The organism is Bifidobacterium longum subsp. longum JCM 1217 (assembly GCF_000196555.1).
GTDB classification, from domain to species: domain Bacteria; phylum Actinomycetota; class Actinomycetes; order Actinomycetales; family Bifidobacteriaceae; genus Bifidobacterium; species Bifidobacterium longum.
Genome location: NC_015067.1, coordinates 56,978 through 78,191 on the forward strand (window position 1 = coordinate 56,978; position 21,214 = coordinate 78,191).

At 60.4% G+C, this 21,214-nt stretch carries 17 protein-coding genes; 7 read left to right on the plus strand and 10 right to left on the minus strand.

The window, feature by feature from the left end; translation table 11 throughout:
- Positions 1 to 123: 123 nt before the first annotated feature.
- Positions 124 to 1,110 carry a hypothetical protein gene (locus BLLJ_RS00230; RefSeq protein ID WP_007058012.1) on the minus strand — a complete coding sequence of 329 codons (987 nt, stop codon included), beginning with the start codon at positions 1,108 to 1,110 and terminating at the stop codon, positions 124 to 126.
- 253 nt (positions 1,111 to 1,363) lie between these two features.
- Here BLLJ_RS00230 and BLLJ_RS00235 point away from each other — a divergent pair, with 253 nt between their 5' ends.
- On the plus strand, positions 1,364 to 2,983 hold the full coding sequence (locus BLLJ_RS00235) for an amidohydrolase (RefSeq protein ID WP_013582302.1): 1,620 nt from the start codon (positions 1,364 to 1,366) through the stop codon (positions 2,981 to 2,983).
- A gap of 177 nt (positions 2,984 to 3,160) precedes the next feature.
- On the opposite strand, the gene trpS is transcribed toward BLLJ_RS00235, so the two are convergent.
- Entirely contained in the window at positions 3,161 to 4,252 is a 1,092-nt protein-coding gene (gene trpS, locus BLLJ_RS00240) for a tryptophan--tRNA ligase (RefSeq protein ID WP_003827911.1), read from the minus strand.
- Between the two features lie 133 nt (positions 4,253 to 4,385).
- On the opposite strand from trpS, the gene BLLJ_RS00245 reads away from it, so the two are divergent.
- Entirely contained in the window at positions 4,386 to 4,775 is a 390-nt protein-coding gene (locus tag BLLJ_RS00245; RefSeq protein ID WP_007054547.1) for a DUF3073 domain-containing protein, read from the plus strand.
- Positions 4,776 to 4,880: 105 nt separating this feature from the next.
- On the opposite strand, the gene BLLJ_RS00250 is transcribed toward BLLJ_RS00245, so the two are convergent.
- Positions 4,881 to 5,288 carry a sterol carrier family protein gene (locus tag BLLJ_RS00250; RefSeq protein WP_022527180.1) on the minus strand — a complete coding sequence of 136 codons (408 nt, stop codon included), beginning with the start codon at positions 5,286 to 5,288 and terminating at the stop codon, positions 4,881 to 4,883.
- A 219-nt stretch (positions 5,289 to 5,507) separates the two neighbouring features.
- Here BLLJ_RS00250 and BLLJ_RS00255 point away from each other — a divergent pair, with 219 nt between their 5' ends.
- Positions 5,508 to 7,955: a glycogen/starch/alpha-glucan phosphorylase gene (locus BLLJ_RS00255; protein ID WP_007051721.1), complete on the plus strand. Its 2,448-nt coding sequence runs from the start codon at positions 5,508 to 5,510 to the stop codon at positions 7,953 to 7,955.
- 213 nt (positions 7,956 to 8,168) lie between these two features.
- On the opposite strand, the gene BLLJ_RS00260 is transcribed toward BLLJ_RS00255, so the two are convergent.
- Complete coding sequence (locus BLLJ_RS00260) at positions 8,169 to 8,387, minus strand: hypothetical protein (RefSeq protein WP_007054546.1); 219 nt, start codon at positions 8,385 to 8,387, stop codon at positions 8,169 to 8,171.
- A gap of 95 nt (positions 8,388 to 8,482) precedes the next feature.
- Here BLLJ_RS00260 and BLLJ_RS00265 point away from each other — a divergent pair, with 95 nt between their 5' ends.
- Complete coding sequence (locus BLLJ_RS00265; protein ID WP_007058477.1) at positions 8,483 to 9,337, plus strand: rhomboid family intramembrane serine protease; 855 nt, start codon at positions 8,483 to 8,485, stop codon at positions 9,335 to 9,337.
- A 633-nt stretch (positions 9,338 to 9,970) separates the two neighbouring features.
- Here the strand turns inward: BLLJ_RS00265 and crgA are convergent.
- Positions 9,971 to 10,447 (minus strand): cell division protein CrgA, encoded by a 477-nt coding sequence (gene crgA, locus BLLJ_RS00270; RefSeq protein WP_007051717.1) that lies wholly within the window; start codon positions 10,445 to 10,447, stop codon positions 9,971 to 9,973.
- Positions 10,448 to 10,530: 83 nt separating this feature from the next.
- Here crgA and BLLJ_RS00275 point away from each other — a divergent pair, with 83 nt between their 5' ends.
- Genes BLLJ_RS00275 through BLLJ_RS00285 form a run of 3 tightly spaced genes read left to right on the plus strand, consistent with a single transcriptional unit; the run spans position 10,531 to position 13,261 of the window.
- Positions 10,531 to 11,331, plus strand: coding sequence for a DUF881 domain-containing protein (locus tag BLLJ_RS00275; RefSeq protein ID WP_007051716.1), 801 nt, complete (start codon positions 10,531 to 10,533; stop codon positions 11,329 to 11,331).
- Positions 11,328 to 12,566 (plus strand): class E sortase, encoded by a 1,239-nt coding sequence (locus BLLJ_RS00280; protein WP_012472056.1) that lies wholly within the window; start codon positions 11,328 to 11,330, stop codon positions 12,564 to 12,566. Before BLLJ_RS00275 ends, BLLJ_RS00280 begins: the two co-directional genes overlap by 4 nt.
- 50 nt (positions 12,567 to 12,616) lie before the next feature.
- A complete protein-coding gene (locus BLLJ_RS00285) occupies positions 12,617 to 13,261 on the plus strand; it encodes an anthranilate synthase component II (RefSeq protein ID WP_007055904.1) in 645 nt (214 codons plus the stop codon).
- 223 nt (positions 13,262 to 13,484) lie between these two features.
- On the opposite strand, the gene pknB is transcribed toward BLLJ_RS00285, so the two are convergent.
- The 5 genes from pknB to BLLJ_RS00310 are packed head-to-tail and all read right to left on the minus strand — an operon-like array spanning position 13,485 to position 21,214.
- A complete protein-coding gene (pknB, locus tag BLLJ_RS00290; protein ID WP_008783610.1) occupies positions 13,485 to 15,557 on the minus strand; it encodes a Stk1 family PASTA domain-containing Ser/Thr kinase in 2,073 nt (690 codons plus the stop codon).
- Positions 15,554 to 16,504, minus strand: coding sequence for a serine/threonine-protein kinase (locus tag BLLJ_RS00295; protein ID WP_007051712.1), 951 nt, complete (start codon positions 16,502 to 16,504; stop codon positions 15,554 to 15,556). The genes pknB and BLLJ_RS00295 overlap by 4 nt, the downstream gene beginning before the upstream one ends.
- Positions 16,501 to 17,967 (minus strand): peptidoglycan D,D-transpeptidase FtsI family protein, encoded by a 1,467-nt coding sequence (locus BLLJ_RS00300; protein ID WP_013582303.1) that lies wholly within the window; start codon positions 17,965 to 17,967, stop codon positions 16,501 to 16,503. Before BLLJ_RS00300 ends, BLLJ_RS00295 begins: the two co-directional genes overlap by 4 nt.
- A complete protein-coding gene (locus tag BLLJ_RS00305) occupies positions 17,964 to 19,523 on the minus strand; it encodes an FtsW/RodA/SpoVE family cell cycle protein (protein WP_013582304.1) in 1,560 nt (519 codons plus the stop codon). The genes BLLJ_RS00300 and BLLJ_RS00305 overlap by 4 nt, the downstream gene beginning before the upstream one ends.
- Positions 19,520 to 21,214: a protein phosphatase 2C domain-containing protein gene (locus BLLJ_RS00310; protein ID WP_007051709.1), complete on the minus strand. Its 1,695-nt coding sequence runs from the start codon at positions 21,212 to 21,214 to the stop codon at positions 19,520 to 19,522. The genes BLLJ_RS00305 and BLLJ_RS00310 overlap by 4 nt, the downstream gene beginning before the upstream one ends.

Sequence of the window (21,214 nt, forward strand, 5' to 3'; positions counted from 1 at the left end):
TACCGGATGATCAGCCCCTTGAAACGGAAGTAGACCTCCGGCGGAGGCCAAATCAGCCCCTTGAAATGGGTTTTGAATACCGTAGCGCGGTGCGGACGGTGCGGACTGACTCTACCGGGCTTATTATTCCTGCGTCGTCGGAATAATTGGCAGCAGAGGCTCGAATTTCAGCCGTTTGTACAGTGGAATACGGCGTAGCTTTCGGACATCGCTAATTTGCTGGGTAGTTTGCCGCATCGTGAGCTGGACTGTTTTGCCCGTAACCTCCTGTATCCTTTCGGCAACTCTTCGGGCAAGGGCCTCTTCTCCCGCTTCGTCGCCAATATCTAATTTGGTGACTTGAATGTACTTCCAGCCAGCATCTTCGATCATCTGGCGGCGTCTCGCGTCATTCAGCCATTGCCCGGCATGATGAGAGCCTTCGTATTCGATACATATCTTGAATTCAGGGTATGCAAGATCGAGATATATGGGTCTGGTGTTGTTTCCTACGAATATTGGATAATTCACCTGCGGGCAATTCAGACCGTATTTCAAGAGAACCAAACGAGTTCGTGTTTCCATGGAGGAATCTGTGCCCGCGCGCGCCAAAAGTAGGGCGCGACGGCATTTGTTATACCCGCGGAACAAATACGAATTGGTGCCATTCTCTTTGTCGGCTCGCACCTGGGCCTCGGCCTCATCGAGATACAGAGAAAGGGCGTCGATGGTTGTTCTGCAGAGCCTTCGATCTCGTCGCATCATGGAATCAGCGAGAACGATGAGTTCTTCAAGTTCGAGATACGTGGAGAACATGGCCCATGTGCAAGCTGGTGAAGTGCATGTGAATTGTCCCTCGATTATGACCGTGTCTAGTGGAAAAGGCCATACAACCACTTTGACCCCCACAATGTGCCGTTTGTCATTGGCGTGTGGAACCGCAACAATGGTTGTAGTTGCAAGGCCTCTGTGTTTGCTTGATATGCGGGGTACTTCAATTGACAAAAGCTCCAACGCTGTTGTCAGGGCATAGGGTGGGCGCCATGCGCTTCGTCGTTGAACATCTGCGCACGTCTGCATTCGTTGGTACTTCTGCATTGTCAGCTCGGTCAATGCCGTTGAGCTACCCATGATGATCACCCCTTCGTGATGTTCGCTTTGTCCTCGCAGTGTAGAGTCCGGCTACCGGCCCTGTCTACCGCCCCAATTTTTCGGTGGATAAATGTGGATAAGTCGGTGGATAAACTATGGGTGTTCATCGCAGTTGCAGGCCATCCCGCAATTACATGGAACGTAGGGGTTTGCAGGCAGCCAGCGGGAATCGCCGTCGACGGCGCGATTCAACTTGGACGAATCTCCATGGCGTTCATGCAAAGGTGGCATGATGGCCGGTATGAGTAGCTTGGTGCGTATTGTCAATGCCGGTGTTCCGGGGTCTCAGGACCGCGTGGATGTGGTGCTTCGCGATGGGGTTGTTGCGTCTGTCGGCCCTGCTGGAACGGTCTCGGCTTCGGACAGCACGATGCAGACTAAGGCGCATACGACATCGTTGGAATACGCGACGAATGCCATTGCTTCTGGCAGCGTCTCAATCCCAACGTCGGCCGCCGCACCCGCCGACGAAACCACCATCGACGCCGACGGCCTGTGGGTTATTCCCGGCCTGTGGGACTGCCACACGCACTTCACGCAATGGGCTAAGACGCTGGGCCGACTGGACCTCATCAATGCCCGTTCCGCCGCCGAAGCGATGGACATGTTGCGCCGTCATCTGGATGAGCGCCGCGCCGCCGACACGCTTGACCCAGATGCCTTCGTGGTGGGCATGCGATTCCGTCACTCGCTGTGGGCCGACGACGAGCAGCCCACACTGGCCGCAATTGACGCCGTGACCGGCGAACAGCCGGTGGCCCTCTCCAGCGCGGACATGCACTGCGGATGGGTGAATTCCGCCGCGGCCCGCAGGCTTGGCGTACATGTGGACGAATCCGGTCTGGTCGGTGAACTCGAATGGTTCAACGCCTACACCGCCTTCGACAAGGCGCCGGGCGCTGCTGAAGAGACTGACCGTCTGCTGCGCGAGGCCGAACAGGACGCCGCAAGCAAGGGCGTGGTGGGCATCCGCGATTATGAAATGGCCGAAAACATCGATACATGGATCAATCGTTTCGCGGCCGGCATTAACGGTTTGCGCGTGGACGCCGGTGTATACCCCGAGCGGTTGCGAGCCGCCATTGACGCGGGTTGGCATACCGGCAAGGAATTGCCGGGCAGCGCCGGGCTTGGCCATGTGGGCGCCATGAAGCTCATCTCGGACGGATCGCTCAACACCCGCTCCGCCTACTGCTCCACGCCGTATTCGGGCATCGAGCCGCTGACGTATGGCACGCTGAGCTACACGCCGCAGCAAATCGAAGACTATATGCGCCTAGCCACCGAGCATGGCTTCGACATTGCCTGCCACGCCATTGGCGACGAAGCGAACACCATTGCGCTCAACGCAGTCGCCGCCACGCACGTACATGGATCGATCGAGCATGCGCAGATGCTCAAACCCGTCGATATCCCGCGTTTCGCCGAGCTGGGGCTCACGGCCAGCATCCAGCCGCAGCACGCCATGGATGACCGCGACGTCATCACCCGTTTCTGGGCCAACCCGGCCGGCATCCCTTATCCGTTCAGGGCCCTCCACGACGCCGGTACCACGCTGCGCATGGGCTCGGATGCGCCCGTGGCCCCGCTGGACCCGTGGCTGGCCATTTCCGCCGCCGTGCTCGGCACCGAAAGCTCTGACCGCGAGCCGTTCCAGCCCGAGCAGTGCCTCGATGTGCATACCTCGCTGGCAGCCTCGACCGCCACTGGCCGTGACCGCCTTGCATCCGGCGACCCGGCCGATGTGGTGTTGCTGGACGCCGACCCATACGCCGCCGATACTCCGGAAGCCATGCGCGCTATGCCGCAACACGTCGTAATGACATTGCTGTGCGGGGAGCGTACGTATTGATGCAAGCCATCGGCATGAAGTGAACAGAGGTCCGTCTTGATAGCCGCGTTGCACGGAAAAACAAGAAATCCGCCCCTCGAAGTGAAGATAGGACACAGCAGACGCCGCAATACAAAAACGCCGTGTCAGTTGCCCAGTTGGGGCTGACACGGCGTCTTGCTACGAGCGGCGGGAAAATCAGTACTTCATGCCCATGGCCTCGCGCACCTGGTCGAGGGTCTCCTCGGCGATGGCGTTGGCGCGCTTGTTGCCGTCGTGCAGGATGTCACGAATGGAATCCATGTCCTTGGCCAGCTCGGCGCGGCGCTCGCGGTGCGGGGCCAGGAACTCGTTGACTGATTCGATGACGTATGCCTTGAGCGCGCCGGCGCCGGAATCACCGATCTCCTCGGCGATGTCCTTCGGGTCGCGGCCGGTCACCAGGCCGGCGGTGGTCAGCAGGGCGGAGACCTGCGGGCGGGCAACCGGGTCGAAGGTGATGCGGCGCTCGGAATCGGTCGGGCTCTTCTTGATGAGCTTGGCGGTTTCCTCGGCGGTGGCGCCCAGCATGATGGAGTTGCCGTACGACTTGCTCATCTTGCGGCCGTCGAGACCCGGAATCTCCGGTGCCTCAGACAGAATGGCGGCCGGCTCCGGGAACACCGGGTTCTTCTTGGCGTAACGCTCGTTGAAACGGCGGGCGATGGTGCGCGTGATTTCCACGTGCGGCAGGTTGTCCTTGCCGATCGGCACGACATTGGCCTTGCAGAAGAGGATGTCGCACGCCTGATGCACCGGGTAGGTGAGCAGCAGACCGGTCAGCGCGTGGCCGGACGCCTCCATCTCGGACTTCACGGTCGGGTTGCGGTGCAGCTCGGCCTCGGTGACCAAGGACAGGAACGGCAGCAGTAGCTGGTTCTCGGCCGGCACGGCGGAGTGGGTGAACATCATGGTCTTGTTCGGATCGATGCCGGCGGCCATGTAGTCGAGCACCAGGTTCAGCACGTTGTCTTGGATGTGCTCGGTGGTGTCGCGGTCGGTGATCACCTGGTAGTCGGCGATGATGATGTTCGTGTTGACGCCGCGCTCCTGCATGGCGACACGCTCACGGATCGAGCCGAAGTAGTGGCCGAGGTGCAGCCGGCCGGTCGGGCGGTCGCCGGTCAACATGGTGAAGGACGACGGCTTGGCCTCCAGCTTGGCGAGCGTTTCGTCCGAACGCTTTTTGGCCGCGAGGAAGCTCGCGCTCATCTCATTGCCTGCCGCTGTCAGTTGCTGCTCGTCGGTCATGCGAAAATCCTTTGAATATGCCCTAAATAAACGCTTTTTATGGTAAAAGTGTGAGCCGACAACGAACAAGCCACTATTAGTGGTACTCTCTATTGTTGATGAATCGAACAGCACAGTAATCGCAGGGGGTCAGATGGGCCGCGGACGTCAAAAAGCAAAACAGCAGAAAATTGCCCGAAAGCTCAAGTACCTGACCACCGATACCGACTACGATGAGCTGGCAAAAGAGCTGAGCGAGCAGGAGCCGGGAATGGGCTCTCCTGACCCGTTCGCCGACATCGATGACCAGTATGCGGACAAGGATGTGGATTCCGCTGCTGATGACCACGCTTCCGGTGCCGCCGAGGCAGCTCCCGCTACGCAGGAGGATGACCTCGACGAGTACGCCAAGTGGGCTGCCGAAGCCGCCGCAAAGGCGACCAGCGGCGAGTTCCCGGCCTCCGCGCCTGCCGCACCGAAGCCGGCCCCGCGCAAGCCGATTCCGATGCCCATGCCTTCCGCGCTCAAGCCCAAGAAGAGCTGAACGCCGGTCTTCTCGTAATAATCCCCTTGTGCTTGGTTGAGCACAAGGGGATTTGTGGTTATGGCTGATGGTGCCGCCGCTGGTGGCTTACTTACGCTTCGCGCCTCACAGCGGCAGCAGGTCGCTCAGGTCGTCGCGCTCGCCGACCGCGCTGATGTGGCCGGCGTCCTTTTCCTCTGCCCATGTGGTGATGCCGCAGGCCAGCCGCAGCCAGACTTCCGGGTCCAGCTCGATGACGTCCGGCGGGGTCAGGTTATGCGGGTCCGATTCCGGGCCGTCCAAGATTTTGACCGCCCCCCACGGCGCGACACGCACCTCCACGCCAGGGCCGGGTGCGCGCCGCTCCAGCAGAAACAGCGAGTAGCGCACGGCCATCGCCCACACCGGGCGTGGCAAGACAGGGGAGACGGTCAGACGATGTGGTGTGTTGTCCGCCAGCTCCCGGGCCGCGGCACGCCATTGCACCAGCGCGTCATGCCCGCGTTTCAGGTCTTTTTCAAGAATTACTGCCATGTATCCCATCATGGCACCGGAGCCGGAAGATCTTCCATAATGCAAACGATGGCATACGGTGTGATGCGGAATATCGGGGCATGTGCTACGCTCTAAATGAGAACGTATGCAAGAACGCTCCGCCATCGTCGTTACGGAGAGTTCATGCTTACGTTTGTGCGACGATACCTATCGCGCGGCATAATAAACACGGGCACTTATCCCGGAAGGAAAGTCAGAATGACCGAAATCACCGCACCGAAGTCTCCTGTCACGGCGGAACAATTCGCCGACGAGATTCGTGAACAACTGAAATACACTCAGAACGTCACCACCGAGCAGGCTACCCCTGCTGACGTGTATGTCGCCGCATCCAAGGCCGTGCGCAACCACCTTGCCGACTCCTGGTTCAAGACCCAGGCCGACACCGTGAACGGCAACACCAAGGCCGTCGGCTACCTGTCCGCAGAATTCCTGATGGGTAAGCAGCTGCGCAACGCGCTGCTCAACGCCGGTCTGACCGAGCAGTTCGACAAGGCCGTGGAAGCCCTCGGCTTCAAGGTCCAGGACGTCGTCGACGCCGAATACGAGCCGGGCCTCGGCAACGGCGGCCTCGGCCGTCTGGCCGCCTGCTTCATCGACTCCCTCGCCTCGCTGGGCGTGCCGGCCTTCGGCTACGGCATCCAGTACAAGTACGGCATCTTCAAGCAGGAGTTCGACAAGGACGGCAAGCAGGTCGAAACCCCGGACTACTGGCTGGCCAACGAAGAGCCGTGGGGCCACATCGACTACAACCGCGACCAGAAGGTTTCCTTCGGCGGCAAGGTCGTCGAGAACGCCGACGGCACCAAGACCTGGCAGCCCGCATGGTCCGTGCGCGCCGTGCCGGTGGACTACCTGGTCCCCGGCTACAAGTCCGGCCGCGTGAACACCCTGCGCCTGTGGAGCGCCAAGAGCTACGACGAGTTCGATCTGCTCGCCTTCAACCGCTCCGAGTACATGGAAGCCGTGACCCCGCAGGTCAAGGCCGAGAACATCTCCAAGATTCTCTACCCGGAAGACTCCACCAAGGTCGGCAAGGAACTGCGCCTTGAGCAGCAGTACTTCTTCGTCTCCGCCTCCCTGCACGACGCCATCCGCGTCTTCTACCCGGGCCAGGACAAGCCGGATCTGACGACTTTCCCGAACAAGATCGTCTTCCAGCTCAACGACACCCACCCGGTGATCGGCATCCCCGAGCTCATGCGCATCCTCATCGATGAGTACGGCTACGACTGGGATACCGCGTGGTCCATCACCACCAAGACCTTCAACTACACCTGCCACACCCTGCTGCCGGAGGCCCTTGAGGTCTGGCCGGCCAGCCTGATCGGCGAGCTGCTGCCGCGTCACCTTGAGATCATCGAGAAGATCAACGCGCAGTTCGAGGACGAGCTCAAGTCCAAGGGCGTCGACAAGAACACCATCAAGGACATGGCCATCTACACTGGCGACGCCGTGCGCATGGCCTACTTGGCCACCTACGGCGGCTCCCACGTCAACGGCGTGGCCGAGCTGCACTCCCAGCTCCTGAAGGACGTCACTCTCAAGAACTTCTCCGACGTCTACCCGGACAAGTTCACCAACGTGACCAACGGCGTGACTCCGCGTCGCTTCGTCAAGCTCGCCAACCCGCGCCTGTCCGACCTCATCACCGAGGGCCTCGGCACCGACAAGTGGCTCTCCGACCTGGAGATGCTCAAGGGCCTCGAGCCGCTGGCCAAGGACGATGAATTCGTCAAGAAGTTCGCCGCCGTCAAGAAGGCCAACAAGGTCGACTTCGCCGCCTACGCCAAGCGCGAGTACGGCTTCGAGCTCGACCCGAACACCATGTTCAACACCATGGTTAAGCGCCTGCACGAGTACAAGCGCCAGTCCCTGAAGATCCTGTCCGTCATCTCCACCTACGCCGACATCAAGTCCGGCAAGGTCAAGGCCGAGGACGTCACCCCGCGCACCGTGTTCTTCGGTGCCAAGGCCGCCCCGGGCTACTACCTGGCCAAGATGACCATCCAGCTCATCAACAACGTCTCCCGCGTGGTCAACAACGATCCGGACGTCAAGGGCAAGCTGGCCGTGTACTTCCCGTGGAACTACAATGTGCGCCTCGCCCAGCACCTGATTCCCGCCACCGACCTCGACGAGCAGATCTCGCAGGCCGGCAAGGAGGCCTCGGGTACCGGCAACATGAAGTTCGCCCTCAACGGCGCGATGACCGTCGGTACGCTCGATGGCGCGAACGTCGAGATCCGTGAGCGCGTCGGCGCCGAGAACTTCTTCCTGTTCGGCATGACCGTCGACGAGGTCGAGAAGAAGTACGCCGAGGGCTACAATCCCGCCTCCTACTACGAGGCCGACCCGCGCCTGAAGCACGCCATCGATATGGTGGCCGACGGCACCTTCTCCAACGGCGACCGCAACGCCTACTCCCCGCTCGTGGCCGACTGGCTGACCAAGGACTGGTTCATGACCTTGGCCGACTTCTCCGCCTACATGGACATCCAGTCCGAGATCGAGGCCCTCTACGCTGATGAGCTCGAATGGAACCGCAAGGCCCTGCTCAACGTGGCCAACTCCGGCTACTTCAGCTCCGACCGCTCCATGGAAGACTATTTGGAACGTATCTGGCACACTGCTCCTCTGGCCTGACGGCCGCCGGAGCGGCGCGCCAGCTACGTGCTGGTTTCTACCTCGCGGCTGTCGCCGCTCGGCGTCGCCTACGGGAAGCCCACCGGGCTTCCCGCTTAACGGCTCCGCGTATCTGGCACACTGCTCCTCTGGCCTGACGGCCGCCGGAGCATAAGAAGCCCCGCAACCGACATCCATCGGTTGCGGGGCTTCTTGCGTTGAAAGACCGCCCTATCAGGCTTCGGCCGGGGCGGCTTTCGCCTCGTCATCGGCCTCATCCTCGGCCTTATTCAGACCTAGGTCGACCGGCGAGGAGCTGTTCTCCCACGGCTCCTCCCACGGATCGTAATCCGGGTTCTGCTGCTTGTAGATGTACAGGCCAACAAGCGCGGCGAGCAATCCGCCGAACAGCAGCGCGAAGAACTTCCAACCGTTAGAAGACTTGTTCTCCATGACGGCTCCTTTCCCTAGGGATCGTCTGGTCGGTATGCCCATTCAGACCGACTCTGCTCCCTATTCTAGGCCGCTGTTTGTGACGATTGGGTGGAATGACATTCGTGGGCGATTCATCCGCGCCCGTCTGCCCTTGGCCGGCTCGGCATCTTCGCGGCGCGTGGAACGCATCCGAGACCTTCGATACAGTGGGCTGCATGCATATTCCTACACAACGGGAGATTCGATACCAGTGGGAGCGCGGTGGTCCGGTGATGACCTGGGCGCTGATTGTTGCGTGCGTGGCAGTGTGGCTACTGGAGGTATTGTTGGGATTTATTGCCCCGGGCCTGAGGGCTTGGTTGATGTACCTCGGCATGGCGGCTCCGGTCAGACTGGTGGCTGAGCCGTGGACGCTCATCACCTCGATGTTCCTGCATGCGCCGAACTCGCTATTGCATATCCTGTTCAACATGATTGCTCTGTATTCCGTGGGCCCAGTGCTGGAACGAATGATCGGCCACTGGCGGTTCTTGGGACTGTATGTGATTTCCGGCCTTGGCGGCTCCCTGGGACTTATGGTGTGGGCTGCGGTGGCTCCGGGAGGCATCGGCTGGCAGATGGCAGCCTATGGGGCTTCTGGAGCCTTATTTGGCCTGTTTGCATCATTGCTGGTGGTATATCGCCGTATCGGCGCCGATATCCGCTCCATGTTGATCTGGATGGCGGTGAACTTCGCCTTGCCGTTCGTGGTCGGTGGCGTGGCGTGGCAGGCGCATGTCGGCGGCTTTGTAGTGGGTGGAATACTCACATGGCTGCTGGTGGGTGGTGTGCCGGCGTGGCGCGGTAAAAGCCTGAAATGGCGCATGCAGGTGTACGGCTGGGCCATGGTGGTGCTGGTCATTGCGTTGATTCTGTTGTGCAATATGGCCAATCCTTACGGGTGGATGAGTTTCGGCTCCCTGCACTGATATGGCTTGATATGGCTGTAAAAAAAAACGATTGATGCCGGGTATTGCGGAACATGCAGTGCCCGGCATCAGTGTATGTGCGGAAAGCGGCGATGTGGATATCGTCGTTCGGCGAGTGGGTGTGTGCCGTATGAAGATATCCACAGTAATGAGATGCGCGCAATGACGAGTTATCCACGATAATGAGTTATCCACAATGGTGACTTGTGCACAAGTGTGTAGAAAAGTGCATAAGACTGTGGATAACTTATGTGGATAAGTTAGGAATGCCGCGGTATTATTGGGTTTGTTGCAGTGGATAACTCGGGTGTATAACTGTTCCCTCGCTGTGGCGATGTATGCCAAGCCAAAGTTATGCACGAGATATACACCGAGAAACGCCGCTTATCCACCACTTATCCACATGGTTTTCCACATTCGGTGGAAAACTACATGGGTGTAATTCATCCACAGGCTGTGGATAACGTAGTGGATAAGTCGTGGATAAGTGGTGGATAGCTGTGGATGAACAGGCTAAGGCACGAAAAAGGCCGACCTCCGCATACGGGAGGTCGGCCTTTCTCATAAGAATTAAGGACAACCTAACGATAGAAAAAAACAATCTACCGATAGATAAGCGCAACGAGCCGGAACTCAGCGCCATCCCATCGTCATCAGGAATCCGATCATGATCAGGGCGAAGCCGATGCCGAGGTTCCACGCACCGATGTTCGGAATCGGCCAGGAACCGGACGGGGAGAGGTAGTACACCACGCACCAAATCAGGCCGATGATCATAAACGCGCAGAACAGCGGCACGAACCAACGCGGGTTCGACTTGGTGCCCTTAATGGTTTCTTCAACGCGCTTGGTGTTCTCCGCCTGGCGGTTCATCATACGCTGCATCTGCGGGGTCAGCGTGGCCTTATCGGCAGTGGCGTTGAGCACGGCCTGCACCTGCTCCATATTCACGCCGTAAGCCGCGCCTTCCTCGGCAGAAGCGTTCTCTGCGTTCTGCTCGGTGTCTTTGCTGGCGGTCTCGTCAGCAACGGTGCTGGATGAGGTCTCGCTCTGCCAGTCCTTCTGGTTGTTCGAGTCGGTTTCGTGCAGCTCTTCGTCAGCCATCAGCATAGTCTCCATTCAATAGGCTAAAAGTCATAATAGTGGCTACACTCGAAAGCGGCGACCAGAGTCGGCAAGAAGACAGGAAATTCATGGCCAGACATGTAGGTAAGCACGGTGCACGGCACTCCCTATGGGGTGGTGTCGCGGTATTCGTCGTCATTGCCTTGACCGGTTTTCTGCTGAGCACCAACGTGAGGGTCAATCGTACGGTTGCCGCCACCAACGATACGGCCGATCTGGTGGAGCAAGGCGTGGACGAGGCCAACCAGCTGCAGCAGGACGTCAGCGATCTGACCAAACAGGTCGCCAATCTTACGGACGCGCTCAAGGCCGATGGCACCGATGGCACCGACAGCACACAGAACCAAGGCAAGGACTCCAGCAATGTGGATTCCAGCCTGATGCTGCCCGCGCTCAGCGGCAGCGGCGTAACGGTAACGCTGGATGATTCTCCGTTGTGGGAGAACGCAGTCAACAACAACGGCACGACCGCCAATATCAACGATTACGTGATCCACCAGCAGGACGTCGAATCGGTGGTGAATGCCTTGTGGGCCGGCGGTGCCGATGCGCTGATGATTATGGATCAGCGGGTGCTGTTCAATTCGGCGGTCATCTGTTCCGGCAACGTGCTGTCGTTGCACGGTAAGAAATACTCGCCGCCGTTCACCATTTCCGCGATTGGTGACCCTCAAAGACTTCGCGCAGCGTTGAACGACTCCGAAGCCATTACCATTCTTAAGCAATATGTGACCGCGTTTGGCATTGGCTACAAGGTGGAGAATGCCGAGGACCTTCAGTTCCCCGCTACCGCCGCCTTGCTGCAGCAGTTGAAATATGCCACGGTCGATACGTCAAAGACCACAGATGAGGAGCAGACTCAGCAATGAGACACGGCAGGCACAACAGCGGCGTACCGGCGCCCATTGATCTCGCGTCCGTGTCGGACGTACAGCCCTTCCCCGAGGACGATGCCGCACGAATGGCGGCAGACCCGGCCAACGCCAGTAGGGCAAGGTCCCGTCGTGCCGCAGTACGCGGCGCGTCTTCGCCCCAGCGGAGCCCGGTCTGGCAGGCACTCGGCATCTGCGCCGAACTGCTGATTACCGCTGCCGTGATTTGCGCCCTGTACATCGTCTGGCAGATGTGGTGGACCGGTGTCGAGGCGGAGCGAGCCCAGAACGAAACCACCCAGTCCGTCGACTGGAGCGACCCCAGCAACAACGGGGGAACGGTCACCATCGCCAAAGCCCAGGAGGGCGATGCGCCGGTACAGCCGAAAGACGCGAAATATGGCGACTTGATTGCGCAGATCTACATTCCGCGCTTCGGCTCCCAATGGCACCGCAACATCGTGGAAGGCACCACGCTCGAGCAGCTCAATCGCCACGGTCTGGGCCATTACGACACCACCCAGATGCCGGGGCAGGTCGGCAACTTCGCCGTCGCCGGCCACCGCAACGGCTACGGGCAGCCGTTGGGCGATGTGGACAAGTTGCAGGAAGGCGATCCCATCATCGTTCGTACCAAGGATTACTGGTACGTCTACCACTACACCCGGTACGAGATTGTGCTGCCCACGGACGTGCATGTGATCGCCCCCAATCCGGAAGACTCCACTGCCAATCCCACCAAACGCATGATCACACTGACCACCTGTGAGCCGAAATACTCCACCCCCACCCATCGATGGATCAGCTATGGTGAGTTGGCGTACTGGGCCAAAGTGTCCGACGGTGTGCCCAAAGAGCTGGCTACTACTGATTCGTCCGGTGCAGTGATGTTCTCCACCACCGAAACCCCCTCGATCGCTTCCCGCATTGGCTCGCTGGACAAGGTGGTATTCGGCGCGCTGGTAGTGTGGCTGGTTCTGTTCATTGCCGCTGCGGTGGCATGGCGCTGGCCGGTGCTGCGCGAGATTCGCGCGGGTGAGCGTCGCCGTCCGGATGCCAGCATCTATGGCGGACTGTTGCGTCTGCAGCCCGGCGTGGCACCGATTCGATGGTTGCTGCTGGCTCTGCTGCTGTTCGCAGCCGCCGCGGCGCTGTTCCAGTGGGGATTCCCTTGGGCCGCCGCCAATATCCCATTCCTACAGCAGATGTCGAACTTCGTGGCAGCGAGCTGACGGCATCCTAGTACTATGGCTTGCAGTACACGTCCCTCAAGGAGAGCCCTATGACCGATTCCGCGCATATTTTGGTGGTGGATAACTACGATTCCTTCGTCTACACGATCGTAGGCTATCTGCAAACCCTTGGCGCCACTGTTGATGTGGTGCGTAACGACGCTATCGACCCAGCCGCGCCGGGTGTACTGGACGGTTACGATGGCGTGCTGATTTCTCCCGGCCCTGGTGCTCCGGCCGAATCCGGTGCCAGTGAGGATATGATTCGCCTGTGCGCGGCCAGCGGCGTGCCGATGTTTGGTGTGTGCCTGGGCTTGCAGGCGCTCGCTGAGGTGTACGGCTGCACTGTGGACCATGCGCCCACCATCATGCATGGCAAGACCAGCTTGGTGGAACATATCGATGACGAGATTTTCGAGGGCGTGGCCAACCCCATGACCGCCACCCGCTACCATTCGTTGGCCGTCGAGCCCGATTCGGTGCCGGATACGCTGGTGGTTACCGCGTGGACGCAAGGCGACCACATTATTCAGGGCGTGCGTGTCAAGGGCAAGCCGATGTACGCCGTGCAATTCCATCCCGAATCCGTGATGACCCAGGACGGCTACCGTCTGCTGGCCAACTGGCTCAAGGTCTGCGGCCAAGACAACGCCGTGGCCAAGTCCGCCGGCCTCCAGCCCAAAGTTACGAAGTAGCTTTTCCGCGCGGCGATACTCTCCCCGGAATGTGTCGCTAGAACGAGGCTTGCGTACTGGTTTTGCGACGCTTCCCGGGATTGTTGCGCTGGGATAGCTCTTTATACAGCAAAGGGGAGGGGCGCAGAAGCCCTTCCCCTTTGTGTTGCGTGTATGTGTTGCGCTATTTGCGTTGCATATGCGCAACACATACACGCCCGGCGCTTACTTGCTACTCACCGGTTCACTCACCGGTTCCGCCCCCGTTGCCAGTACCGTTGCCACCGTCTCCGGTACCGGTACCGCCGCCAGTGCTGCCGGCCTTCGTGGTAATGGTGACGGTCGATCCCGCATCTACCTGGCTGCCAGCGCCAGGATTGATGCTGACTACCACAGCGGTGCTGCCGGTTGGACCATTGGCCTGAGCCTTGAGGCCCACGGCCTTGAGCATGAGTTCGGCGGTGACGTAGTCAGTGCCAGCGGTGATATTCGGCACAGCGACCTTCTCCTTGCCCGTGGACACCCAAATGGTGATGAACCCGCCCTGTGCGATGGAAGAGCCCGAATCAGGGCTTACACGGGTAATCAGACCGGCCTCCACCGTATCGGAGCTCTCCTGCTCCACAGTGAAGCTGAACTTGCCCTCATACTGCTGTAGCACGCTGTCCTTCGACTGACCGACCAAATTGCTCGGTACGGTGGTCATGCCGGAAGAAACATATATGGTGATGGTGGTGCCCTTGGGAACCGACTGACCGGCGGCAGGATCGGTTTTCGTCACCATATCCTTGGCGATGTCGGCGCTGTCTTCGGTTTTGACGGCGGCGTTCACCTTGAACCCGGCGCTTTCCAGAATGCTGCGCGCCTCTTCCTGGCTGCGTTCCTTGACATCCGGAACCTGAGTGGACTGCGGGCCTGCGGAGAACCACACCTTCACGGCAGATCCCTTGGCCACCTTGGAGCCGGCGTCCGGGCTCATCTTGGTGCAGGTGCCTTCCGGCTCGGTGGAGTCGGTGTCTTGCTTTTCGGTCATCTTCAAACCCGATGCCTTGAGTTTGAGCTCGATGCTGTCCTTGGATGTGGAAGCGTTGCACACCTCAGGGATGGTGACGGTGTCTTCCGAGGACTTGTTGCCGGAGCCGTTCATGGCGAACACGATGCCCACAATGACAAGCACTGCAACAATCGCTGCGATCACCGAACCGATGATGATCTTCTTGCGCTTCTTGGCCTTGGCCGCCGCCGCACGCTGCTGCGCACGGGACTGCAACGCCGCTGAGTTGGCACCATTGGCCGGTGGAATCTGCTCGAACTGACCGGTCACCGGGTTGAATGCTTGGGTGGGTTGCTGATGCGGTTCCACCGGCGTGGTGGGCAAATCACGTTCGGCTTCCTTGCGGGCCTTCATATTCGACAGGTCCGTCAACGGGTTGAACGCGGCCGCCACCGGCACGCCGCCGTTCATGTAGGTCAGGATGTCGGTCTTGAATTCGGAGGCCGTGGCATAGCGATTCTGGCGGTCCTTGGCCATGGCCTTGGCGCAGATCGAATCCCACATCTTCGGCAGCCCCGGCACCACGGCGGATGGCGGCGTGGCGACTTCGGAAACATGCTGGTAGGCGATGGCCACGGCGGAATCGCCGGTAAACGGCGGGCGGCCGGTGAGCATCTCGTAGAGCACGCAGCCGGCGGAATACAGGTCGGAACGCATGTCGACGGTCTCGCCGCGCGCCTGCTCGGGAGAAAGGTACTGTGCGGTGCCCACCACGCCCTGCGACTGGGTCATGGTGGCTGCGGAATCGTCCAGAGCGCGGGCGATGCCGAAGTCCATGACCTTGACCACGCCCTGCTCGGAAATCATGATGTTGCCGGGCTTGATATCGCGGTGGATAATGCCCATGCGATGCGAATAGTCGAGCGCGTTAAGCACGCCCAACATCACCTGTTCGCAGTCGCGCTGGCTGAGTGCGCCGTTGACCTTGATGATGTCGCGCAGGGTCTGGCCCTTGACGTATTCCATGACGATGTATGGCAGACGCTCGGCATCGCCGCTTTCGGAAGAAACCAGTTCTTCTCCCGAATCGTAGATGTTCACGATGTTCGGGTTGTTCATCTGGGCCACGGCGTGTGCTTCGCGGCGGAAACGGGCCAGGAAGATGTCGTCGTTGGCCAGATCGGCGCGCATGATTTTCACGGCCACGGTACGGCCCAGACGGGTGTCAAGAGCCACGTGGACCTCGGCCATGCCGCCACGACCGATGAGCTGGCCAAGCTGGTAGCGTCCGCCGGCCAATGCGGTGGGCATACTGGTGCTCATTGCTTATTCCCTCCCAATCTTGAGGCCGGGGCCTCCAAAACAATGCGTGGCGTGCTGGTCACTCGGCGCGGCAGTCGATTGCCGGACGTGGCCATGGCGGTGTCGGCCATTTCGGTCTGCTGATCCAGCAGACGGCGTTCGATGCGTGCCAGCGTACGGGACACCACCAGCGCGTCTTTCGGGCGATCCAACGGGTCCTTGGCCAGCATTGACATGACAAATTCGCGTAACTGGACGTCCACCGAGTCCGGCAGCGGAGGCACGGGATTGTTCACGTGCGCTGCGGCGATATCGACCGGAGTGGTGCCGGTGAACGGACGATGCCCGGCAAGGCCCTCGTACGCCACTACGCCCAGTGAATAGATGTCCGATTGCGGCGTGGCCTGCTGGCCCTGCGCCTGCTCGGGGGAGATGTATTGTGCGGTGCCCACCACCATGCCGTCCTGGGTGATCTGGCCTTGGCCGGTGGAGTAGCTCACGCCGAAATCGGTGATCTTCACTTCGCCGGTGTCGGAAACCATGATGTTGGCCGGCTTGACGTCACGATGAATCACGCCGTGCGAGTGGGCCACGAACAGGCCTCGCGCGGTCTGAATCAGGATGGGCAGCAGTTCGATGGGATCCATCGCGCCCTTGCTATGGAACAGATCCGCCAACGATTTCGAGGGGACGTATTCCATAATCAGAAAGCCGATGCCGTCATGCTCGTAGTATTCGAACAACGCAGCGATGTTCGGGTGCGCCAGATTGGCGGAATTATGGGCTTCGGCACGCAGGCGGCGCAACTTGGCCTCGGCGTTGGTCACGTCCGAGCGCAGCGCCTTGATGGCCACTTCACGGCCGAGCTGAATATCGTAGCCTTTCCAGACCTCGCCCATACCGCCTTGCGCAAGACGCGAATCAAGACGATATCGGCGGTGAATAAGCTGTCCTTCGATAAGTTTCACTGCTGCAAAGCCTCCTGCATCATCGCGCGCATGATCGGGCCAGCGGCGAGCGAACCGTATACATCTGTGTTATGCACCAACACCGCGACGGCGATTTGCGGATCGTCCGCCGGCGCGAAACCGATCACCCAGCCGTCGATGGCAGAGTTGTCGGTACCGATTTGTGCGGTACCGGTTTTGGCCGCCACCTTGATGCCGTCGATGGCCAGCTGCGGATTGGCCTCGGACACCACGCTTTCCATCATCGTGGTGAGCTTGTCTGCGGAATCCTTGCTGAACGCATTGGCCATGGTCTGCGGCTTGGTCTGCGAAAGCACGGTGAGATCGGCGGCGCGCACACGATCGACCAGCGTGGGCTGCATCAGTTTGCCGTTGTTGGCGATTGCCTGCGCGACCATCGCCATCTGCAACGGCGTGGCCGTGGTGTCGCCTTGGCCGATGGACGCCAGCGCAAGCTTGTCGTCGGTCGGATCAGAGGGGAATGTGGACGCGGTGGCCGTCATCGGGGTGCCCGTGGATTCGGTGCCGTCAATGGTGATGGTGCTGCCGAAACCAAGCTTGGTGGCCATGTCCGAAACCTTGCTCGCGCCGAGTTTCACGCCAAGCTGGGCGAACGCGGTATTGGACGACCATGCGACGGCCTCTTGCAGGGAGATCTGCCCGTTGACGCCATCGGCCTGTGCCTCGGCGTTCGGCAACTGTGTGGCGGTTCCCGGCAAGGTATAGCTGGCGCCCGCAGGAATCTTCGTGTCCGTCTGATAATCGCCGGTTTCCAGCGCAGCCGAGGCGACGATGGTCTTGAACGTGGACCCTGGTGGGTACAGCTGCGAGGTGGCGCGGTTGATTAGAGGGCTATTTTGGCCCGCAGAAAGTTCGTTGTAGGCCTGAGACGCGGCTTTGGTGTCATGGGTCGCCAGTTTGTTCGGATCATAACTGGGCGTGCTCACCATGGCGAGGATACGACCGGTGCTGACTTCGATGGCCACCGCCGCACCATCGCGCGTACCGAGCTGATCGTAGGCAACCTGCTGCAGCTTGGGGTCGATGGAGGTTTCGATGGACGCGCCCTGATCCGTAGCGCCGGTGAGCATGGCCTTGGCCCGCTGCCAGATCAATGAATCGGCCTCACCGTTGAGCAGCATGCTGCGGGAGGCTTCCAGGCCGCGATCGGCGGTCTGGTTGATGGAGAAGAAGCCGGTGACCGGAGCATACAGCGGACCGTTGGAATAGGTGCGCAGGTATTTGAACGCGTCGTTGACCGGCTCGGATTTGGCCATGACCGTGCCGTCCGAGGCCAGAATGGCACCGCGGTAGGCGCCGAGCTGGTGGTACAGCGAACGGGCGTTGCGCGGATCGTTGTTCAGCGCGTTGGCCCGTACCGCCATGATGATGGTGGACGACAGGCCGAGAATCACGAACAGCGCGACCACGGCGGTGAAAAGCTGACGAAGATATTTGTTCATACGCGAGTGCCTCCGTTAACGGGAGGAAGCGGGGGAATCGTGCCGGTAGGCGTGTACGGTTCATCGGCTTCGGCATACGACGGAGTGGTGGTATCCACGATGGGGTCGTCAAACGATTTCGACTCGGACTGCGACGCCGTAGCCGACGCGCTGCGAGGCTGAACGATCGGCTCAGTGGCGCGGGCCCGGGCCTCAAGTTCCTTGTTGCGCAGCACGGCCAAAGCCTCGTACTGGAACGTATCCGAGGTCAGCTCCGGCTCGGGCGCATTGGCCGAATTCGAGATGATGATGAGCAGGGTCGCGAGAATATAGTTGGCGATCAGACTGGAGCCACCGGCCGCCATATAGGGCAGGGTCAGACCGGTCAGAGGAATCACCAGCGTGATGCCGCCGACCACGGTGAACACCTGGAAGGCCATGGTGAACACCAGTCCGGAAGCGAGCAGCTTGCCGAAGCCATCCTTGATTTTCATGGCGGTGATAAAGCCGGAGGCAATGATGAGCAGGTAGAGCATCAAAATGGCCAGGACGCCCATCAGACCGAGTTCCTCGCCCAGAGAGGCGTAGATGAAATCGGAGTTCGCAAACGTAACGAGCGAAGGATGGCCTTGGCCGAGACCGGTGCCGAGCATGCCGCCTGATGCCAGGCCGAAAATGCCGGTGACCAGCTGCCAGGAGCCGCCGGGGGTCTTGTTGTATTGCTCGTTGCTAAACGGGTGCAGCCAGGCATCGACTCGCTGACCCACGTGGCTGAACATGCCTGCGGCCAGCACGGCACCCGCGGCGAACGCGATCAGACCGATGATGATCCAGCTTTTACGGCCGGTGGCCGTGTACAGCATGGCCACGAACATGGCGAAGAACATAAGCGAGGTGCCCAGATCATGCTGCATGATGAGCACGCCCATCGAGGCGATCCACACCACGATGATCGGGCCGAGATCCTTGATACGCGGCAGCTGCAGACCGAGCATCTTCTTACCGCCCACGGCCAGCTGGTCGCGATGATCGAACAGGTAGGCGGCGAAGAAGAACGCAAGGAACAGCTTGGCGAACTCGCCCGGCTGGAACTGGCCCAGTCCCGGAATCCTGATCCAAATGCGCGCGCCGTTCACTTCCTGACCGACAAACGGCAGCATCGGGGCGAGCAGCAGCACCAAGCCCACCACCATCGACACGTAGGAGAAGCGCCGCAGCACGCGGTAGTCCTTCAGGAAGATGATGAGCAGCGCGGAAAGCACGATGGCGATGCACAGCCAGATCAGCTGACGTTGGGCAACCGCCCAACCTTCGCTCTGGTCGATGCGGGCGATCATGGTCACGCCAGTGGCGGTCAGCAGTAGCACGCAAGGCAGAATCGACTGGCTGGCGTACGGCTGGAAGCGCACAATCAGCCCCCACAGCACCAGAAACAGCACTACGACCAATGCCAGCATGCCGGCGTATTGCATAGGGAATTCGCCGGCGGTGCGCTGGAACATCTGGATGAACGCCAACGCACTGATTGCCATGGCAATCAGCAACAAAGAAATCTGACGTAGACGGGTAGCGATCATTGAGAATCTCCCGTGGCCGCGTTGTCGGCCGCTCCGATACCGGATTTATCCGAGGAATCGGATGAGCTTGACGAACCGGACTTGTCTGACGAGGAGCCGGACTGGCTGGACGAATCCTTGGTGCCGTCCTTGGAATCGCTCTGGGAACTGTCTTTGGAACTGTCCGGGGAATTGGACGCCTCGGCCTTCTTGGCGGCGTCGGCTTCCTGCTGCTTGGCCAGTTTGCGCATTTCGGTGCGGATAATACCCACATGCGACTGCGCTTCGTCCAACGAACCGACTGTGATGCCTTGGCTCAGCTGGTCACGCCATGTCTGAGGCAGGTCCGCGGTGGCGATATTGGTGGTCTGCACTTCGTGCGAAAGCTCAAGTCCAAAGAGATTGGTCGGCACGCCACGATAAATGGCTACGGTGCCGTTGCTATCTCCCACGTAGTAGTGCGTCTGGCTCCACGTGTACGCGCCCCAGCCGGCGCCGGCCAATGCCAGCACGGCAAGAATGCAGGTAATAATCACCGCAAGCTTATTGCGGCGCTTCTTGGTGCGCGTGGCCTTCTTCTGCTCGACCTGCTCATCGCGGATGGCTTTGGCCACATCCGGGTCGTTGGGGTCGGCGGACAGGCGCCCATCCGGCTTTTGCACCACCGGAATCTCACCGGTATCGGGATTGGCTCGTTCACCGGTCTCCTCGCGGACGGTGGACGGCTGCACCACGCGTGTGGACGACGGTTTGGCCGTGGTTTGCGTGGTCTCCGCCTCGTGCGCGCTGGCGGGCTGAATCAATGCTGCGGCGCGCTGGGCGGGGGAATCATCCTCACGCAGTGCGGGCGCGGTAGCCACCGGCTCGTTGACGATGTCGGCAATCGGCTCAAGATTACGGCTGGCGGCACCGCCGACCAACGGCGTTTGGTGCGGCAGGTCGAACGCATCGGCATCCAACGCCAACGTGGCATCCGCAATAACGGCCGTGACATTATCGGTGCTGCCCGCCCGCAGTGCCATCTGCACCAGACGCTGCGCGCATTCGCCCTGATCGGACAGCGTGGTCATCGTCTCTTCGATGGTGGAATCTTCCAGCACACCGCACAGGCCGTCCGAGCACAGTAGCCAACGGTCGGCGGGGTGGGCTCGGCGAACCGAAATATCCGGGCGCGGGTCAATGTCAAAGTCGCCAAGCACGCGCATCACGACGTTGCGCTGCGGGTGGTTCTTGGCTTCGGACGGGGTGATACGACCGGTGTTGATGAGGTGCTGCACGTAGCTGTGGTCGCACGTGATGCGGCTCAGGCGTCCGTCGCGCAGCAGGTAGGCGCGCGAATCGCCGATATGGGCGATGACCCAGTAGCCGGCCACCAATGCCACTGCGGTAACGGTGGTGCCCATGCCGGCAAGCTTGCGTTCGCGCTTGGCCTTGCCGACGATGGCGTCATGCGCGGCCATAACGGAGGTTTCCATCATGCGGGAGATCGTCTCGACGTTGCCACCGGTGTCATCCTGCTCGATGTGGGCCAGCGACCGGATGGCGATGGAGGATGCCGTATCGCCGCCGGCGTGACCGCCCATGCCGTCGCACATGGCGATGAGATGCTCGCCGGCGAAGGAGGAATCCTGATTGTTCGCGCGCACGGTGCCCACATCGGACACCGTGGTGGAATACAGGAACAGCGGTTGTGAAGCGGCGGATTTTGGCAT

Bases quoted from the DNA above. Each gene is read 5' to 3' on its own strand.
- BLLJ_RS00230 (WP_007058012.1), bottom strand. From the start codon at position 1,110: ATGGGTAGCTCAACGGCATTGACCGAGCTGACAATGCAGAAGTACCAA.
- BLLJ_RS00235 (WP_013582302.1), top strand. From the start codon at position 1,364: ATGGCCGGTATGAGTAGCTTGGTGCGTATTGTCAATGCCGGTGTTCCG.
- trpS (WP_003827911.1), bottom strand. From the start codon at position 4,252: ATGACCGACGAGCAGCAACTGACAGCGGCAGGCAATGAGATGAGCGCG.
- BLLJ_RS00245 (WP_007054547.1), top strand. From the start codon at position 4,386: ATGGGCCGCGGACGTCAAAAAGCAAAACAGCAGAAAATTGCCCGAAAG.
- BLLJ_RS00250 (WP_022527180.1), bottom strand. From the start codon at position 5,288: ATGGCAGTAATTCTTGAAAAAGACCTGAAACGCGGGCATGACGCGCTG.
- BLLJ_RS00255 (WP_007051721.1), top strand. From the start codon at position 5,508: ATGACCGAAATCACCGCACCGAAGTCTCCTGTCACGGCGGAACAATTC.
- BLLJ_RS00260 (WP_007054546.1), bottom strand. From the start codon at position 8,387: ATGGAGAACAAGTCTTCTAACGGTTGGAAGTTCTTCGCGCTGCTGTTC.
- BLLJ_RS00265 (WP_007058477.1), top strand. From the start codon at position 8,483: ATGACATTCGTGGGCGATTCATCCGCGCCCGTCTGCCCTTGGCCGGCT.
- crgA (WP_007051717.1), bottom strand. From the start codon at position 10,447: ATGCTGATGGCTGACGAAGAGCTGCACGAAACCGACTCGAACAACCAG.
- BLLJ_RS00275 (WP_007051716.1), top strand. From the start codon at position 10,531: ATGGCCAGACATGTAGGTAAGCACGGTGCACGGCACTCCCTATGGGGT.
- BLLJ_RS00280 (WP_012472056.1), top strand. From the start codon at position 11,328: ATGAGACACGGCAGGCACAACAGCGGCGTACCGGCGCCCATTGATCTC.
- BLLJ_RS00285 (WP_007055904.1), top strand. From the start codon at position 12,617: ATGACCGATTCCGCGCATATTTTGGTGGTGGATAACTACGATTCCTTC.
- pknB (WP_008783610.1), bottom strand. From the start codon at position 15,557: ATGAGCACCAGTATGCCCACCGCATTGGCCGGCGGACGCTACCAGCTT.
- BLLJ_RS00300 (WP_013582303.1), bottom strand. From the start codon at position 17,967: ATGAACAAATATCTTCGTCAGCTTTTCACCGCCGTGGTCGCGCTGTTC.
- BLLJ_RS00305 (WP_013582304.1), bottom strand. From the start codon at position 19,523: ATGATCGCTACCCGTCTACGTCAGATTTCTTTGTTGCTGATTGCCATG.
- BLLJ_RS00310 (WP_007051709.1), bottom strand. From the start codon at position 21,214: ATGCCAAAATCCGCCGCTTCACAACCGCTGTTCCTGTATTCCACCACG.